13 protein-coding genes are annotated in these 18,267 nt (G+C 66.0%); all 13 read left to right on the top strand.

All coding sequences use genetic code 11. The features are described 5' to 3' along the window. Window positions 1–74 precede the first annotated feature (74 nt). The 13 genes from WG924_RS13010 to WG924_RS12950 all read left to right on the top strand — a co-directional run bounded on the left by WG924_RS13010 (window position 75) and on the right by WG924_RS12950 (window position 18,252). On the top strand, window positions 75–965 hold the full coding sequence (locus WG924_RS13010) for a S49 family peptidase (RefSeq protein ID WP_345933469.1): 891 nt from the start codon (window positions 75–77) through the stop codon (window positions 963–965). Between the two features lie 126 nt (window positions 966–1,091). Continuing rightward, the gene (locus tag WG924_RS13005) at window positions 1,092–1,364 is read left to right on the top strand and encodes a hypothetical protein (protein WP_188579979.1); all 273 of its coding nucleotides are present in this window, start codon (window positions 1,092–1,094) and stop codon (window positions 1,362–1,364) included. A gap of 209 nt (window positions 1,365–1,573) precedes the next feature. Further along, window positions 1,574–2,485 carry a glycine--tRNA ligase subunit alpha gene (locus WG924_RS13000; protein WP_345933468.1) on the top strand — a complete coding sequence of 304 codons (912 nt, stop codon included), beginning with the start codon at window positions 1,574–1,576 and terminating at the stop codon, window positions 2,483–2,485. Between the two features lie 4 nt (window positions 2,486–2,489). Continuing rightward, complete coding sequence (gene glyS, locus WG924_RS12995; protein ID WP_345933467.1) at window positions 2,490–4,577, top strand: glycine--tRNA ligase subunit beta; 2,088 nt, start codon at window positions 2,490–2,492, stop codon at window positions 4,575–4,577. A gap of 8 nt (window positions 4,578–4,585) precedes the next feature. After that, window positions 4,586–7,255, top strand: a complete 2,670-nt coding sequence (ppdK, locus tag WG924_RS12990) for a pyruvate, phosphate dikinase (RefSeq protein ID WP_345933466.1) — start codon at window positions 4,586–4,588, stop codon at window positions 7,253–7,255. Window positions 7,256–7,294: 39 nt separating this feature from the next. Then, complete coding sequence (locus WG924_RS12985; protein WP_345933465.1) at window positions 7,295–8,299, top strand: ArgK/MeaB family GTPase; 1,005 nt, start codon at window positions 7,295–7,297, stop codon at window positions 8,297–8,299. A 76-nt stretch (window positions 8,300–8,375) separates the two neighbouring features. Beyond that, window positions 8,376–9,020, top strand: coding sequence for a hypothetical protein (locus WG924_RS12980; protein WP_345933464.1), 645 nt, complete (start codon window positions 8,376–8,378; stop codon window positions 9,018–9,020). Between the two features lie 451 nt (window positions 9,021–9,471). Further along, window positions 9,472–11,202, top strand: coding sequence for a long-chain-fatty-acid--CoA ligase (locus WG924_RS12975; protein ID WP_345933463.1), 1,731 nt, complete (start codon window positions 9,472–9,474; stop codon window positions 11,200–11,202). A gap of 152 nt (window positions 11,203–11,354) precedes the next feature. After that, the gene (locus WG924_RS12970) at window positions 11,355–11,747 is read left to right on the top strand and encodes a MerR family transcriptional regulator (protein WP_188582343.1); all 393 of its coding nucleotides are present in this window, start codon (window positions 11,355–11,357) and stop codon (window positions 11,745–11,747) included. 231 nt (window positions 11,748–11,978) lie between these two features. After that, window positions 11,979–13,112 carry a thiolase family protein gene (locus WG924_RS12965; protein WP_345933462.1) on the top strand — a complete coding sequence of 378 codons (1,134 nt, stop codon included), beginning with the start codon at window positions 11,979–11,981 and terminating at the stop codon, window positions 13,110–13,112. 79 nt (window positions 13,113–13,191) lie between these two features. Then, entirely contained in the window at window positions 13,192–15,525 is a 2,334-nt protein-coding gene (locus WG924_RS12960) for a 3-hydroxyacyl-CoA dehydrogenase/enoyl-CoA hydratase family protein (RefSeq protein WP_345933461.1), read from the top strand. 25 nt (window positions 15,526–15,550) lie between these two features. Beyond that, a complete protein-coding gene (locus WG924_RS12955; RefSeq protein WP_345933460.1) occupies window positions 15,551–17,341 on the top strand; it encodes an acyl-CoA dehydrogenase C-terminal domain-containing protein in 1,791 nt (596 codons plus the stop codon). A 341-nt stretch (window positions 17,342–17,682) separates the two neighbouring features. Beyond that, complete coding sequence (locus WG924_RS12950) at window positions 17,683–18,252, top strand: 2OG-Fe(II) oxygenase (protein WP_345933459.1); 570 nt, start codon at window positions 17,683–17,685, stop codon at window positions 18,250–18,252. The last annotated feature ends 15 nt before the right edge of the window (window positions 18,253–18,267 follow it).

Raw genomic sequence — 18,267 nt, 5'->3', positions numbered from 1 at the left:
TTCCGTTCCAGGCTCCCGTCCGTTTCAGGCCCACGTCCGTTTCAGGCCCACGTCCATTTCAGGAGATCATCCGCTTGAGCACCAACCGCCGTGGCCTGCGCCGCCTGCTGCGTTTTCTGCCGGTGAAGCGCTTTCGCAATCCGCCACCGGTGGTATCCGTGCTGCGCCTGGACGGCACGATCATGGCCGGTCGCGGCTTTCGATCGAACCTGTCTTATGAAGGTCTGCAGCCATTGATCGACCGCGCCTTCAAGGTGCCGGAGGCGAAGGCGGTGGCGCTGGTGATCAATTCGCCCGGCGGATCGCCCGCCCAGTCGTCGCTGATCTACAAGCATATCAGGGCGATGGCGGCCGAAAAGAAGCTGCCGGTGCTGGCCTTCGTCGAGGATGTGGCGGCAAGCGGTGGTTACTGGCTGGCGGTCGCCGGCGATGAGATCTATGTCGACGAGACCACGATGGTGGGATCGATCGGGGTGGTCTCGGCCGGTTTCGGCTTCGATCGGGCGATCGCGCGGCTGGCGGTGGACCGGCGGGTGCATACCATTGGCGAGAACAAGATGCGGCTCGATCCGTTTCAGCCCGAGAATCCCGATGACGTGAGCTGGCTGGGCGCGATACAGAAGCAGATCCATGACCGGTTCATCGAGATCGTCCGCACCGGCCGGGGCGAACGGCTGGACAAGGCCGGCGACACGCCGTTGTTCAATGGCGATGTCTGGGTCGGACAGGCGGCTGTGGACATGGGACTGGCCGATGGCGTGGGCGATCTGCGCGGCGTGCTGCGCAACCGGTTCGGCGACGATGTGAAGCTGGTTGCGATCCGCGAGAAGCAGGGATTGCTGGGACGGGTCGGCATCGGCGTGACGGCGCGGGCCGGTGCCCGGGCCGACGGGGTGGCCGCCATGGTGTCGGGCGTGGCGGATGCCATCGACAGCCGCGCCTTATGGCAGCGCTATGGGCTGTAGCCGCCGACCGGCCCGCGCACCGTGGATGCATCACGCGGCGCGCTGTGCGATGATGCATGCCCGCGATACGCCTGAGGCGCCGCGTGGCACCCGCTGTCTTCCGCTTGTTTGCCCGGAGTTGATGTGATGCTCAGCCTGTCGAAGCTGTTGCTTCTGGTGCTGGTCGTGCTTGCCGTCATCGTGGGCGCGCGGGTGAGCCGGATCTTCAGCGAGCGCCGCGCCGGCATCGCGGGCGAGGGTGGCAGGGCGCGTGACGACCGTGCCGCCCCCCGCCACACCAGCCGCCGCCGACGCGAAGCGCCGGCGGTTGCCGAAGCCGACCGCTGCGCCCGATGCGGCAGTTTCGTGGTGCCAGGTGCGGCACCATGCGGTCGCAGCGGCTGCCCGGTCGCCGGATGATCCGCCCCGTTCCGGGGGTGTCCATTTTTTGACACGATGATCTATCGACACCCTGTGGTCAGGATGGCGCGCAGAACGGCCTGACGGCCCGCGACAGCTTCTTGCGTGAAGCGCGCGATCCTTGACCCTCAACCGGCCGGCGGCTATGTTCGCGCCGCACCAAACGAACCGGTCGTCGGTGATTACCGACACGCATCAGCGGGCTGAGCATGGCGACAGAGCGCAAGAACGCGCCGTCCTTCCAGGAGATCATCCTCCGTCTCCAGCATTACTGGTCGGAGCGCGGCTGCGTTATCATGCAGCCATATGACATGGAAGTCGGCGCGGGCACTTTTCATCCGGCCACGACCCTGCGTGCCCTTGGGCCGCAGCCGTGGAACGCCGCCTATGTTCAGCCGTCACGCCGGCCGTCCGATGGCCGCTATGGCGAAAACCCCAACCGGCTTCAGCATTATTACCAGTTCCAGGTGATCATGAAGCCGTCGCCTGAAAACCTGCAGGAGCTGTATCTGGGCAGCCTCGCGGTTCTGGGCATCGACCCGCTGGTTCATGACATCCGCTTCGTCGAGGACGACTGGGAAAGCCCGACACTGGGCGCCTGGGGCCTTGGCTGGGAAGTGTGGTGCGATGGCATGGAGGTGTCGCAGTTCACCTATTTCCAGCAGGTGGGCGGCATCGAATGCGATCCGGTGTCCGGTGAGCTGACCTATGGGCTTGAGCGTCTGGCGATGTTCATCCAGGGCGTCGAGAACATCTACGATCTGGCCTATAACGACCGTGGCGTCAGCTATGGCGATATCTTCCTGCGGGCGGAGCGCGACTATTCCGCGCATAATTTCGAGCAGGCCGATACCACGATGCTGTTCCGGCACTTCAAGGATGCCGAGGGTGAATGCGCGCGGCTGCTGGCGGCGCGTCTGGCGCAGCCGGCCTATGACCAGTGCATCAAGGCCAGCCATCTGTTCAACCTGCTGGATGCGCGCGGCGTGATCAGCGTCACCGAACGCGCCGCCTATATCGGGCGGGTGCGGGCGCTGGCCAAGGGCTGCTGCGAAGCCTGGATCGCCGGGACCAATGCCTCGGCGGCGGTTCCCGTCTCTGCCGCTGCCGGAGAGGCCTGAGACCATGGCGGAACTGCTTCTTGAGCTTCTGTCGGAAGAGATTCCCGCCCGCATGCAGGGGCGGGCGACCGACGATCTGAAGCGCCTGGTGACCGCGCGCCTGGCGGCGCAGCGGATCGCGCATGGCGCCGTGCGTGCCTGGTCCACCCCGCGCCGGCTGACCCTGGTGATCGAGGGCGTGGCGGATGCCCAGCCCGATCGGGCCGAAGAGCGCCGCGGCCCCCGGGTGGGCGCGCCCGAACAGGCCTTGGCCGGTTTCCTGTCGGCGAACAATGCCGATCGCGGGTCGCTGATCGAACGCGACACGCCCAAGGGCCGGTTCTGGTTTCTGGATGTATATGAAGCCGGCCGGGCGACGATCGAGGTGCTGCCCGAGCTGATCGCCGGCGCGATGACCGATCTGCCCTGGCCCAAATCCATGCGCTGGGGCGTCCATCAGATCCGCTGGGTGCGGCCGCTGCGCTCGATCCTGTGCCTGTTCGGTGGTGCTGTCGTGCCGGTGCGCTTCGGTCATCTGACCGCCGGCAACACGACCCAGGGCCATCGCTTCCTGGCGCCGGAGTTTGTGCAGGTCCATGATTTCGCGGGCTATGCCGCGGCGCTGGACAAGGCCTATGTGGTGCTGGACCCGGCCGAGCGTCGTCGGCGCATCGCCGCCGATGCCGCGACCCTGGCCGCCGATCTGGGCCTGATGCTGCGTGCCGACGAAGGCCTGCTGGAAGAGGTGGCCGGGCTGGTCGAATGGCCGACGGTGCTGGCCGGGCGCATCGACGACGCGTTCATGGACGTGCCGGCCGAGGTTCTGGTCTCGGCCATGCGCACCCATCAGCGCTATTTCGTGGCCGAGGACAGCCATGGCAGGCTGGCGCCGGTCTTCGTTCTGGTCAGCAATCTGAACCCCGATGACGGCGGCGCCGCGATCATCCACGGCAATGAACGGGTGCTGCGCGCCCGGCTGGCGGATGCCAAGTTCTTCTGGGACACCGATCGTCAGACCCGGCTGGATGCGCGTCTGGGCCGGCTCGGCGACATTCTGTTCCAGGCGAAGCTCGGCACGGTGGCCGAGAAGGCCGGCCGAATCGCGGCGCTGGCGCGGCAGTTGGCGGCCCATATTCCCGACGCCGATCCGGCGCTGGCCGAGCGTGCGGGCCTGCTCGCCAAGGCGGATCTGGTGACCGGCATGGTCGGCGAGTTCCCTGAAATCCAGGGCATCATGGGCAGCTATTATGCCACCCATGATGGCGAGCCGAAAGCTGTGGCCCAGGCGATCGCCACCCATTACGCCCCGGCCGGACCGTCGGACCAGATCCCGACCGGGCCGGTCGCGATCGCGGTGGCGCTGGCCGACAAGCTGGATACGCTGGCCGGCTTCTTCGCGATCGACGAGAAGCCGACGGGGTCGAAAGATCCGTATGCGCTGCGGCGCGCGGCGCTGGGCATCTTGCGGATCCTGATCGAAACCGGCGTGCGTCTGCCGTTGAAGCCGGCGATCACTGCCGCCGCCGAAGGTTACCGGCCGCTTCTGGGCGCGATCGACACCGCCCGGCTGTATGATGATCTGATGGGCTTCTTCGCCGATCGGTTGAAGGTCTTGATGCGCGACCGTGGCGTGCGCCATGATCTGATCGCTGCGGTTCTGGCCGGGGTGGATGATGCCGGCGCGAATTATGATGATGTGGTCCGGCTGCTGGCGCGGGTGAGCGCCCTGCAGTCGTTCCTGGACGGCGAGGACGGTGCGAACCTGCTGGCGGCATACCGGCGGGCCAGCAATATCGTCCGCATTGAAGAAAAGAAGGACGGGACGACCTATGGTGGCGCCGTGGATGCGGATCTGCTGGTCGAACCCGAAGAAGTGTCGCTGCACGGCGCACTGGTCGCGGCGCGGGCGGAGATCGCCACGGCCCTGGCCGGTGAGGATGACGAGCGGGCGATGACGGCGCTTGCGGGGATCCGCGCGCCGGTCGACGCGTTCTTCGACCGGGTGACGGTCAATTGCGAGATGGCAGAACGTCGGCGCAACCGGCTGCATCTGTTGTCCCAGATCCGTGCAGCCCTGGAAGCCGTAGCCGATTTTTCGAAGATCGAAGGGTGAGTCGACCGATGACCAAATGGGTGTACAGTTTCGGCCGCAACGGCTCCGAAGGCACCGCAGAGATGCGCAACCTGCTTGGCGGCAAGGGCGCGAACCTGGCCGAGATGAGCAATCTGGGCCTGCCGGTGCCGCCGGGTCTGACGATCACCACCGAGCTTTGCACCTATTACTATGCCAACGGACAGACCTATCCGGATGAGCTGAAGGCACAGGTGACCGAGGCGCTGGCCCGGATCGAGGCCGAAATGGGCATGCGCTTCGGCGATGCCGAAAACCCGCTGCTGGTGTCGGTCCGCTCAGGCGCGCGCGCCTCCATGCCGGGTATGATGGACACGGTGCTCAATCTGGGGCTCAACCAGGCGACCGTCGAGGGCCTGGCGCGCCGCAGCGGCGACGAACGCTTCGCCTATGACAGCTATCGCCGGTTCATCCAGATGTATTCGGATGTCGTGCTCGGCGTGGATCACAGCCTGTTCGAAGACCGGCTGGAGGCCCGCAAGGAAGAGCATGGCCACGACCTCGACACCGAGATGACCGCCGAGGACTGGAAGGCGCTGATCGCCGACTACAAGGCGATCGTGCAGAGCGAGCTGGGCCGCCCGTTCCCCGACGATGCCCATGAACAGCTGTGGGGCGCGATCGGCGCCGTGTTCGGCTCGTGGATGAACCAGCGCGCCAAGACCTATCGCCGCCTGCACAACATTCCCGCCGAATGGGGCACCGCCGTCAATGTTCAGGCGATGGTGTTCGGCAATATGGGCGACGACTGCGCCACCGGCGTGGCCTTCACCCGTAACCCCTCGACCGGCGTCAAGGAATTCTATGGCGAGTTCCTGGTCAACGCCCAGGGCGAGGACGTGGTTGCGGGCATCCGCACGCCCCAGCACCTGACCGTCGCCGGCAAGCTTGCCAACGGCTCGAACGATCCGGCGATGGAAGAGGCCATGCCCGTGGTGTTCGGCGAGTTGGTGGCGGTGAAGGACCGGCTGGAGCAGCATTACCGCGACATGCAGGACATCGAGTTCACGGTCCAGCAGGGCCGGCTCTATATGCTGCAGACCCGCAATGGCAAGCGCACCGCGGCCGCGGCCCTGAAGATCGCCGTCGACATGGCGGAAGAGGGGCTGATCACCGAAGAGCAGGCCGTTGCCCGCATCGAGGCGCAGGCGCTGGATCAGTTGCTGCATCCGACGCTGGACCCCAAGGCCACCAAGACCGTGATCGCCAAGGGCCTGCCGGCATCGCCCGGCGCCGCATCGGGTGTGGTGGTGTTCACGGCCGACGAGGCCGAGAAGCGCGCCCAGACCGGCGAGGACGTCATTCTGGTCCGGATCGAGACCAGCCCCGAAGATATCCATGGCATGCATGCCGCCCGTGGCATCCTGACCGCCCGCGGTGGCATGACCAGCCATGCGGCGGTGGTCGCCCGTGGCATGGGCCGGGCCTGCGTGTCGGGTGCCGGCACGGTGCGGATCGATTACGCCAAGGGCAGCTTCACGGTTGGCGACGTGACGGTGAAGGCCGGTGACGTCATCACCATCGATGGCGGCAAGGGCGAGGTGATGCTGGGCCGTGTCGCCACGATCAAGCCGGACCTGTCGGGCGATTTCGGCGCGCTGATGACCTGGGCCGACAAGATCCGGACCCTGAAGGTGCGCACCAACGCCGAGACGCCGCTGGACGCGGAAACCGCCCGCACCTTCGGTGCCGAGGGCATCGGCCTGTGCCGCACCGAGCATATGTTCTTCAGCGACGACCGCATCATCGCCGTCCGCCAGATGATTCTGGCCGATGACGTTGCCGGCCGCCGCACGGCGCTGGCCAAGCTGCTGCCGATGCAGCGCGGCGACTTCGTGTCGCTGTTCCGCATCATGGCCGGCCTGCCGGTGACGGTGCGTCTGCTCGACCCGCCGCTGCACGAGTTCCTGCCCCATACCGAGAAGGACATCGCCGAGGTTGCGGCGGCATCCGGCATCGATGCTCAGAAGCTGACGGCACGTGCGGCCGCGCTGCACGAAAGCAACCCGATGCTTGGCCATCGCGGCTGCCGTCTGGGCATCTCGTATCCTGAGATTTACGAGATGCAGGCCCGCGCGATCCTGGAAGCCGCGGTCGAGGTTTCGGCCGAACTGGGCCAGACCGTGACGCCGGAGATCATGATCCCGCTGGTCGCCACCCGTCGCGAGCTTGAAATCCTGCGCAAGCTGGTCGACACGGTTGCGGCGCAGGTCTTCGAGGAAAAGGGCGCCAAGGTCGAGTATCTGGTCGGTACCATGATCGAGCTGCCGCGCGCGGCGCTTCAGGCCGCGAAGATCGCCGAGGTCGGCGAATTCTTCAGCTTCGGCACCAACGACCTGACCCAGACCACCTTCGGCATCAGCCGCGACGACTCAGGGTCGTTCCTCGACAGCTATCGCGAGGCCGGCATCTTCGATCAGGATCCCTTCGTCAGCCTGGATCAGGAGGGCGTCGGCGAACTGGTGAAGATCGCGGCCGAGCGTGGCCGCTCGACCCGCCCCGACATCAAGCTGGGCATCTGCGGCGAGCATGGCGGCGACCCGGCATCGATCGAGTTCTGCCAGATGGCCGGCCTCGATTACGTGTCCTGCTCGCCCTATCGCGTGCCGATCGCCCGTCTGGCCGCCGCCCAGGCGGCGCTGAAGGCGCGCAAGGCCTGACCGGTCGACGGAGATGGCATGGCTATCGGATCCGATCGGATGACCGGAGCTGACCAGACGGCGGAGGCCGGCGGCATTGCTGCCGGCCTCCGCCGTCTGGACGAGATCCGCGCGGGTGGCAAGCCCGCCCTGGCGCGGGCACTGGCGCGGCTGGAAAGCCGGGCCGATGCGGCGGAAACCGCCGATCTGCTGGATGCGGCCTATGCCGCACCGGTGGCGCAGGTTCTGGGCATCACCGGCCCGCCCGGGGTGGGGAAATCCTCGCTGTTGTCGGCGCTGATCCGCGCCTATCGCGCCGGTGGCAGCAGCGTCGGGGGCCGCAGCGTCGGGGTGATCGCCGTCGACCCGTCGTCGAAGCGCACCAAGGGCGCATTGCTTGGCGACCGCACCCGCATCCAGACCGATCCCGAAGACCAGGGCGTGTTCATCCGGTCGATGGCCGCGCGGGCGCGGCTGGGCGGTCTGGCCGATCTGACGATCGCCGCCACCGTGCTGATGCGGGCGATCCACGATGTCGTGCTGGTCGAGACAGTGGGTGTGGGCCAGTCCGAGACCGATGTCGAGGAGATCGCCGACACGGTGGTGTTCTGCATTCAGCCGGCATCGGGCGACAGTCTTCAGTTCATGAAGGCCGGGATCATGGAGATTCCCGATCTGGCGGTGGTGACCAAGGCCGATATCGGCCCGGCGGCGGAGCGTGCGCGCACCGACGTCGCCTCGGCGCTGAAGGCCGTGGGGGTGCGCGACGATGGCTGGAAGGTGCCGGTTCTGAAGGTCGCTGCCGCGACGGGTGAGGGCATCGACGACTTGATCGCCGCCGCCGACCGCCATCGCGACTGGATGGTGGCCTGTGATCTGCGCGACCCCCGTCGTGCCGCTCAGGCCGAGGGCTGGGTTGCGTCGTCATTGAAGGATCGGTTCGGGACCGAGGGTCTGCGCCATCTGGCCGCAAGCGCCACCGCGCCGACGGATGACGGGGCTTCCGGGCCGTTCCATCGGCTGCGGAATGATGCACGGCGGCTTGCGGAACGGCTTGCCGGCTGACGATTGACCGGCAGGATCGGGCCACCGATCAGGCAACCGGCGGTATCGCGCCACCGATCAGGGGAGTTCGCAGATCATGACCCTTACGCTTCACCGCCGCCTGGCAGGCACGTCGTTGAAGGTGGCGCTGGCCGCGGCGTTATTTGCCGGGCCGGTCCTCACCACGGCCGGACTCGCCCTGTTGGCGCCGGCGCAGGCACAGGCCGCCGGCCTCGACAGCGCCACGGTCGGCCGCTGGCTGGATGCCTCCGAGGCATTGGAGGCCTGGAGCCAGACCCTGCCGGAAGACCGTCGTGCGATGATCGAGGATACCCAGGATCCGGCGACGATGATGGGTGATATCAGCGAGGGCCGGATGATTTCGCGCGCGGTGGGCCGGCTGGCGGGCTCCCCTGAGGCGGCTGCGGCGGAAGGTATCGTCGCGAAGCACGGCTTCGGCAGCCTGGGCGGCTGGGGCGGGATCGGCGATCAGGTGATGCAGGCCTATGTCGCGCTCAACATGGAGGGCGAGGACATGGCGGGCCAGCGCGCCGAGATGGATGCGGCCCGCGCCGAGATCATGGCGTCGACCGAGATGTCGGCCGCCCAGAAGAAGATGATGCTGGATATGCTGGGCAGCGCCGGGGCGATGGTCGAACAGGCAGGTCAGGCCGATCCGGATGACGTCGCTGCCGTCCGGCCCCATCTGGGGCGCATGGAGCGCATGTACCAGGGCAACTGATGTGGGGGCCGGCAACAGCCGTGGCCTTTGACCTGAGTGGCCGGCCCGGCGACGGGCCGGCCGTTTTCTATTTCGGACGCGTCCCGTGCCGCGAGGTCTCGCGCCCTGCTGTCATTCGGCCCCGCGCAATTGACAACCGTGCCGATCGTGCCGACCTGTCTTGGGATGTGGGCGGAGATATGGTAACCAGAAGTTGATCTGCGTCTGATATGCGGGCAAAGGACGTCAGGCGGTAAAAACCGTCGGCGTCGCGTCATGGAAGCGGTTGATCCCGGACGCGGGTCTTGGGATAGTCGACAGGTGGGTTGACGTATACGGAAGCATCCGTGGCGTACCGCCATGCCGTTGGGGGACGGCTCATCAAACAAGGCGCGGTTGCACCGCCCGATGCCGTGGCAGGGCAGGCCCCGGCGGGGCGGATAACCGGCCAGGACAAGGTCTGGGAGGACCGATGACACAGATGATGGGTGCCGAGGTGCAGGCCGACGCGATCGACCCGGTGTGGCTGAAGCGATATCCGGCGGATGTCGACTGGCGCCAGGCGTTTCCGCCGGCGCCGCTGACCTCGCTGATGGATCATGCGGTCGCAACCTATGGCAATCGGCCTGCGGTCGATTTCCTGGGCAAGATCATGACCTATGAGCAGATCGGGCGGCTGGTTGCCCAGGCGGCCAAGGGTCTGCAACAGATCGGTGTCAAACAGGGCGATCGGGTGGGGCTGTTCCTGCCCAATACCCCCTATTCGATCATCTATTACTATGCCGCGCTGACCATCGGCGCCACGATCGTGAACTTCAACCCGCTCTACGCCCCGCGCGAAATCGAGCATCAGGTCAATGACAGCGGCATCCGGGTGATGGTGACGCTGGATCTGGCGGTGGTCTATGACAAGGCGCAGGCGCTGCTGGGCAAGACCTGTCTGGAGCGGATCGTGGTCTGCCCGATGGCCGGCGTGCTGCCCTTCCCGAAGAACCTGCTGTTCCCGCTGGTGAAGAGCAAGGAGATCGGCCGGATCGAGAAGAGCGCCCGCATCGTTCATCACAAGGGCCTGGTGCGCAATGACGGCCGGTTTGCACCCGTGCCGATCGACCCGGAGGCCACGGTTGCGGTGCTGCAATATACCGGCGGCACCACCGGGCTGCCCAAGGGCGCGATGCTGACCCATGCCAACCTGCTGGCCAATGCCCGCCAGTTGGAGGCCTGGTTCCCGGCCGGCCGGCCGGGGGAGGAGCGCACCATGGTGGTGCTGCCCCTGTTCCATGTCTTCGCCATGACCGTGTGCATGAATTACTCGATCCTGGCCGGTGCCTGCATGATCATGCTGCCGCGCTTCGACCTGGATCAGGTGCTCGACACGCTGGCCAAGAAGAAGCCCAGCCTGTTCCCCGGCGTGCCGACCATGTACACCGCCATCGCCAATCATCCGAAGATCCGCGAGGTCGACCTGTCGTCGATCAATTACTGTCTGTCGGGTGGGGCGCCGCTGCCGCTGGAAGTGAAGCACATCTTCGAGAAACTGACCGGCTGCACGCTGGTTGAAGGCTATGGCCTGACCGAAACCTCGCCGGTGACCCACTGCAATCCGTTCACCGGGGTCAGCAAGGAAGGCTCGATCGGCCTGCCGATGCCCGGCACCACCATCGAGATCGTGGATCTGGAAGATGGCCAGACGCTGATGCCGCAGGGCGAGCGGGGCGAGATCTGCATCCGTGGCCCGCAAGTGATGGCCGGCTATTGGAACAAGCCGGAAGAAACCGCCAGGGCCATGAGCGGCGGCCGGCTGCACACCGGTGATGTCGGTTATCTGGATGAAGACGGCTATGCCTTCATCGTCGACCGGATCAAGGATCTGATCATCGCCGGCGGCTATAACGTCTATCCGCGGATGGTGGAAGAGGCGATCTATCTACACGATTCGGTCGAGGAATGCACCGTCATCGGCATCCCCGACGAATATCGCGGCCAGACCGTGAAGGCCTTCGTGAAATTGCGCGAGGGGGCGATCCTGACCGCCGCGGAGCTGACCGCCTTCCTGAAGGAACGGTTGTCGCCGATCGAGATGCCCAAGCAGATCGAATTCCGCGACGCCCTGCCCAAGACCCTGATCGGCAAGCTGTCGAAGAAGGAACTGGTTCAGGAGGAGACCGAGAAGTACAAGGCCCGCCGGGAAGCGGGCAAGTGATGTCGACACGGCCGGCGGGGTCGTGTCGGCTCACTTGACGTTTACGTAAACGTCAATTATATCTCATGCCGGTGAGAGGCATGCAGGCGGCATGGCAGGGCCTGACGATCGGTCCGGGGCAGCCGGCCGCTTGGACCAGGCGAGGGAGCGCGATGCCCGAGACGTTCACCATCACGCAGTTGTCCGAGGAATTCTCGATCACGCCGCGTGCGATCCGCTTCTATGAAGATCAACATCTGCTGACACCCGCCCGCGAGGGCATGAACCGGGTCTACAGCTATCGCGATCGCGGCAGGCTGAAGCTGATTCTGCGGGGCAAGCGGCTGGGATTCAGCCTGGCCGAGATCAAGGAATTCCTCGACCTCTACGATGCCGATCACACCCAGGTGGAGCAACTGCGTCAGCTAAGGCTGGCGGTGGCGAGCCGGGTGGCACAACTGGAAAGCCAACTGTCGGATCTGATGGTGACGCTCGATGAGTTGCGCGATATCGAGGCGCAGGTGTTGAGCGCCTTGGCGACCAAGGGCGTCGAGGCCACGGGCTGACACCAGGGCGGCGCCGGCCCACAAGACCGGTCGCCCCTCACCACAGATACCGCCGGCTCCATGGGATCCGGGCCGGCGGCACCAGACGATCAGCCGGGGGCGACCCCGGCCGGATCTCGCGAAGAAGATGATCGCATGGCGCCGGCGCCATGCAGGGCAGGACCGCATGCGCGCGGGCCGCTCATGGTCCGGCGTCCAGGGAAGAGACCAAGTCAGGAGCCGAGGGCCCCCATGAAGAGCGTCGTGATCGCGGGTTATGCCCGTTCCCCCTTCCACTATGCCCGCAAGGGTGCGCTGGCCAAGGTCCGCCCCGATGATCTGGCGGCACAGGTGGTTAAGGCGCTGGTCGAGCGGACCGGTGTGGACCCTGAGACGATCGAGGATCTGATCCTGGGCTGCGCGTTCCCGGAAGGTGAGCAGGGGTTCAACGCGGGGCGTCTGGTGGCGCTGCTGGCGGGCCTGCCGCAGTCCGTGGCCGGGACCACCGTCAACCGCTTCTGCGGATCGTCTATGCAGTCGGTGCACATGGCGGCCGGCGCCATCCAGCTTGGTGCGGGCGACGCCTTCATCGCCGCCGGCGTCGAATCGATGACCCGGGTGCCGATGATGGGCTTCAACCCGGCGCCGAACCCGCTGCTGGCCGATAGCGGCGCCTATGTCCCCATGGGCATCACGGCTGAAAACGTCGCCGAGAAGTGGCAGATCGGCCGTGCCGCCCAGGAGGAATTCGCCGTCGCCTCGCATCAGAAGGCCGCGGCCGCGCGTGAAGCGGGCCGCCTTGCCGACGAAATCGTCGCGATCGCCCAGAAGAAGGGACCGGTGATCGACAGCGACGGCTGCATCCGCCCGGATGCCTCGACCGAGGGGCTGGCCGGGCTCGATCCGGCGTTCAAGAAGGATGGCGTTGTCACCGCCGGCACCTCGTCGCCGCTGACCGATGGCGCCGCCGCCTGCATCGTGTGCACCGAAGAGTATGCGGCGAAGCACAATCTGACCCCGCTTGCCCGCATCCGCTCGGTGGCTGTCGCCGGTTGCGCGCCTGAGATCATGGGCATCGGCCCTGTGGCCGCCAGCCGCAAAGCGCTGGATCGCGCCGGCATCAAGGCCACCGATCTGGACGTGATCGAGCTGAACGAGGCCTTCGCCTCGCAGGCGCTGGCCTGCATCAAGGATCTGTCGCTCGACCCGTCGCGGGTCAATCTGGATGGCGGCGCCATCGCGCTGGGCCATCCGCTGGGCGCCACGGGGGCCCGCATCACCGGCAAGGCGGCGGCGCTGCTGAAGCGGGAAGGCGGCCGGTTCGCGCTGGCCACCCAGTGCATCGGCGGTGGCCAGGGCATCGCCACGGTCCTCGAAGCGCTCTGATGCGCCGAGCCGAGGTTCCCAATGCGCCCATGGCTGCCAACGCGCTCATGGCTGGCAACGCGACCGGAGATGCTTTGAGATGACCGAAATCAACAAGGTGGCCGTGATCGGCGCCGGCGTCATGGGCGCCGGCATCGCGGCCCATATCGCCAATGCCGGCGTGCCGGTGGTGCTGCTCGATATCGTGCCCAAGGGGGCCGCGAACCGCAATGCGCTGGCCGAGGGCGCGGTCCAGAAGATGCTGAAGACAAAACCCAAAAGCTTCATGCATCCCAGCCGCGCCAGACTGGTGACCACCGGCAATCTGGACGACAATCTCGACCTGCTGGCCGATGTCGACTGGATCGTCGAGGCGGTGATCGAGAATGTCGAGATCAAGCGCCGGCTGTATGCCACCCTCGATGGCGTGCGCAAGGCCGGCTCGATCGTGTCGTCGAACACCTCGACCATTCCGCTCGGCCATCTGGTCGAAGGGCAGTCAGCGGCGTTCAAGGCCGATTTCCTGATCACCCATTTCTTCAACCCGCCCCGCTATATGCGGCTGCTGGAACTGGTCGCCGGCCCGGAAACCCGTGCCGACGCGGTCGAGACCATGCGCCGCTTCGGCGATCACCGGCTGGGCAAGGGCGTGGTGGATTGCAAGGACACGCCCGGCTTCATCGCAAACCGGATCGGCACCTTCTGGATGCAGGGCGCCGTGGTCGAGGCGATGGATCGGGGCCTGGATATCGAGGCGGTCGATGCGCTGCTGTCGAAGCCGGTCGGCATTCCCAAGACCGGCGTCTTCGGCCTGATCGACCTGGTCGGCCTGGACCTGATGCCGCATGTCGCCGCCAGCATGAAGGCGACCCTGCCGGCGGATGATGCCTATCACGCCATCTATCGCGACAGCGATCTGTTCAAGAAGATGATCGCCGAGGGCTATACCGGCCGCAAGGGCAAGGGCGGCTTCTATCGCCGGCGCAAGGACGGCGGCCGCTCGATCACCGAGGCGATCGACCTTGCCACCGGCGAATACCGGGCGAAGCGCAAGCCTGACCTCGCCAGCATCAAGGCGGGGGCGAAGGATCTGCGGGCGCTGGTGTCGCATGAGGACGAAGGCGGCAGCTATGCCTGGGCGGTGGTCTCGCAGGCGCTGGTCTATACGGCCGATCTGGTCGGCACCATCGCCGACGAGGTGCCGGCGATCGACGAGGCGATGCGCCTGGGCTATGCCTGGAAATACGGGCCGTTCGAGTTGATCGACCGGCTGGGCGCCGGCTGGTTCGCCGACCGCCTGAAGGCCGAGGGCCGACGGGTTCCGGCGATCGTCGAGGCGGTGGCCGGCAACGGCACGGGCAGCTTCTATCGGGTCAATGACGGTGTGGTCGAGTATGCCAGTCTGGCTGGCGGCTATGCGCCGGTGCCGATCCCCGACGGCGTGCTGCGGCTGTCGGATGTGAAGCGGCGCGGCAAACGCGTCGACGGCAACGGCTCGGCCAGCCTGTGGGATATCGGCGACGGCGTGCTGTGCCTGGAATTCCACACCAAGATGAATTCGATCGACCCCGGCGTGCTCGAAATCGCGGCCAAATCGACCGAGATCGTGCGCGGCGGCTATAAGGCGCTGGTGATCTATAACGAGGCGGATAATTTCTCGGTCGGCGCCAATGTCGGTCTGGCCCTGTTCGCGTCCAACATCGCCGCATGGGACATGATCGACGGCATGATCCGCATGGGCCAGGAAACCTATAAGGCGCTGAAATATGCGCCGTTCCCGGTTGTGGGAGCTCCTGCCGGCATGGCGCTGGGCGGCGGTTGCGAGATCCTGCTGCACTGTGACGCCGTTCAGGCCCATGCCGAAACCTATATGGGGCTGGTCGAGGTCGGCGTCGGCGTGGTGCCCGGCTGGGGCGGCTGCAAGGAGCTGCTGGTCCGCTGGATGAACAACAAGCGCCGTCCGGGCGGCCCGATGCCGGCCGTGGCCCAGGTGTTCGAGATGGTCTCGACCGCCAAGGTCTCGGAAAGCGCCGAGGAGGCACGCGATCTGCTGCTGCTGCGCGATGGCGACCGGATCACGATGAACCGCGACCGGGTGCTGGCCGATGCCAAGGCCCGGGCGCTGGAGATGGTGGCGGGCTATGAGAAGCCGCTGCCGGCGGAAATCTCGCTGCCGGGGCCGACGGCACGGGTGGCGCTGAACATGGCGGTGGAGGGCTTCCACATGCAGGGCAAGGCGACGCCGCATGATGTGGTGGTATCGGGCGCACTGGCCCGCGTGCTCTCGGGCGGCGATACCGACATCACCGAGACCTTGCGCGAAGACGACATCACCCGGCTGGAACGCGAGGCCTTCGTCTCGCTTCTGAAGACACCGGCGACGCTGGCCCGGATCGAGCACATGCTCGAGACCGGCAAGCCGCTGCGCAACTGAGCCGGCAGGGGAGGAGACCAGACCAATGGCTGCAACCTACAAGGCACCGCTGCGCGATATCCGCTTCGTGCTGCATGACGTGCTCGACGTGTCGCGCATCGCCGAACTGCCCGGCTATGAGGACGCCACACCCGACATCGTCGATGCCGTGCTCGAAGAAGCCGCGAAGATGTGCGAGAACGAGCTGTTCCCGATCAACCGTTCCGGCGACGAAGAGGGCTGCACCTTCGAGAACGGCGTGGTCCGCACGCCCGCCGGCTTCAAGGAGGCCTATAAGACCTTCATCGAGGCCGGCTGGACCTCGATCGCCGCCGATCCGAAATATGGCGGACAGGGGCTGCCCAAGACGCTGAATTTCGTGATCGAGGAGATGATCTGCTCGGCCAATCTGGCGTTCGGCATGTATCCCGGCCTGTCGGCCGGTGCCTATAACGCCATCGCCGCCCATGCGACCGACGAGCTGAAGCAGCGTTATCTGCCCAAGCTGGGCGATGGCAGCTGGTCGGGCACCATGTGCCTGACCGAGCCGCATTGCGGCACCGATCTGGGGCTGATCCGCACCCGGGCGGTGCCGGCCGATGACGGCACCTTCCGGGTGACCGGCACCAAGATCTTCATCTCGGCCGGCGAGCATGATCTGACCGAGAACATCATCCATCTGGTGCTGGCCAAGCTGCCGGATGCGCCCGAGGGCACGCGCGGCATCAGCCTGTTCCTGGTGCCGAAATTCATTCCCGACGACCGGAACGCGCCCGGTGCGCGCAACGGCGTTGCCTGCGGCTCGATCGAGCACAAGATGGGCATCAAGGCCTCGGCGACCTGCGTGCTGAATTTCGACGACGCGGTGGGCTGGATGGTCGGCGAGCCGCATCGCGGGCTTCAGGCCATGTTCACGATGATGAACGTGGCGCGGCTGGCGGTGGGCATGCAGGGCCTGGGGATCGGCGAGGCGGCCTATCAGGGGGCGGTGGATTATGCCCGCGACCGCACCTCCGGCCGCGCGTTGACCGGCGCCAAATATCCTGATCAGTCGGCCGATCCGATCATCGTGCATCCGGATGTGCGGCGCAATCTGCTGACCATGCGGGCGCTGAACGAGGGCGCGCGGGCGCTGTCATACTGGATCGGCACCGAGATCGACATCGCCCATCACCATCCCGATCCGGCGACGCGGCAGGCGGCGGATGATCTGGTTCAGTTGATGACCCCGATCATCAAGGCCTTCCTGACCGATATCGGTTTCGACAACGCCAATCGCGGCGTGCAGATCTATGGCGGCCACGGCTATATCCGCGAGCACGGCATGGAGCAGTATGTCCGCGACGCGCGTATCACCCAGCTCTATGAAGGCACCAATGGCATTCAGGCGCTGGATCTGGTGGGGCGCAAGCTGTCGACCGGCATGGGCCGGCTGCTGCGGCGGTTCTTCCACCCCGTGGACGCCTATATCGCCGAAAAGAAGGGCGATGCGGCGCTGAAGGACTTCACCGGCCCGCTGGCCAAGGCGTTCCAGCGGTTGCAGCAGGCGACCGCCGGCCTGGCCCAGAAGGCGATGGCCAACCCCGACGAGGCGGGGGCCGCGGCGACGCCTTATCTGCGCATGTTCGCGCTGGTGGCGCTGGCCTATATGTGGACCCGGATGGCCGAGGTCGCCACCGCCAAGATCGCTGTGGGCGAGGATATCGCCTTCCACACCGCCAAGCTGAAGACCGGCCGCTATTTCATGGAACAGGTGCTGCCTGAACACCTGTCGGCCTTCGCGGTGGCCATGGCGGGTGCCAGGACCGTGATGGCGCTCGACGACGACGAGTTCTGATCGCCGGCGTCTACCGACGGCCCGGCCGGCGCGCCGGACCGACGCACGACAACACCCCGCCGGGCAGCCGGCGGGGTGTTTTGTGATCTTTTACCCGTTTTCGGGATAATGTGAAGATTGCCACCACTGCGTCTGAAGCATGGGCGGGACGATTGACCCCGAAAAGCCGGACTCGATATAAGGGTATGCAGCATCCGAGCATCATGTGGCGCCTGTGACCAGTGTCACAGCATGGAATTCGCGTGATGAATGACCGACCAGATGTGAATAATGCACGGCGGTATCGCAATTTTCGACAGGATCGCGATATGACATCTGGAAATACGTCCCGATCATCTTCATTGCCGGTTTTTGTCGAAGCATATCCGAAGCTGCTGTCCGACGATCTGTGCGATCGGCTGGTGGCGCGGTTCGAAGCCGACAAGGATCGGTATCCCAGCCGCACGGCGGCTGGCCCGAGTGCCAATCGCAGCGGCGAAATGGCCTCGTTGCGTGGGGCCCATTGGCAGGATCTGGCAGGCGAGGTCGATCAGGTGCTGCGTCAGGCATTGGCCGCCTATGCCGGCAAATACCAGTCGATGCAGCGGATGGTTCAGGCGCCGAATTTCACCATCAGCACGCCGGTCATCGAGCGGATCAGGCCGGGGCAGGGCTTTGGCTGGCATATCGACGCCGGTCCGCGCGACACGCATGACCGATTCGTTTCGGCATTGTGCTATCTCGCCACGGTCGACGAGGGCGGGCTGACCGAATTTCCCTATCAGGGCGTCGCGGTCAAGCCGACCAAGGGGCTGATGGTGCTGTTCCCGCCATTCTGGACCCATCTTCATCGCGGCGCGCCACCGGTCAGCGGCACGAAATACAACCTCACCAGCTTCTTCCTGCGCACGGCGGAATGGCAGGCCGCCTGATCGACCAGGCCGCCC

The organism is Tistrella arctica (assembly GCF_039630945.1).
Taxonomy (GTDB): domain Bacteria; phylum Pseudomonadota; class Alphaproteobacteria; order Tistrellales; family Tistrellaceae; genus Tistrella; species Tistrella bauzanensis.
The sequence above is the reverse complement of the archived record's forward strand: the minus strand, read 5'-3'. Positions and strand labels throughout refer to the sequence as shown.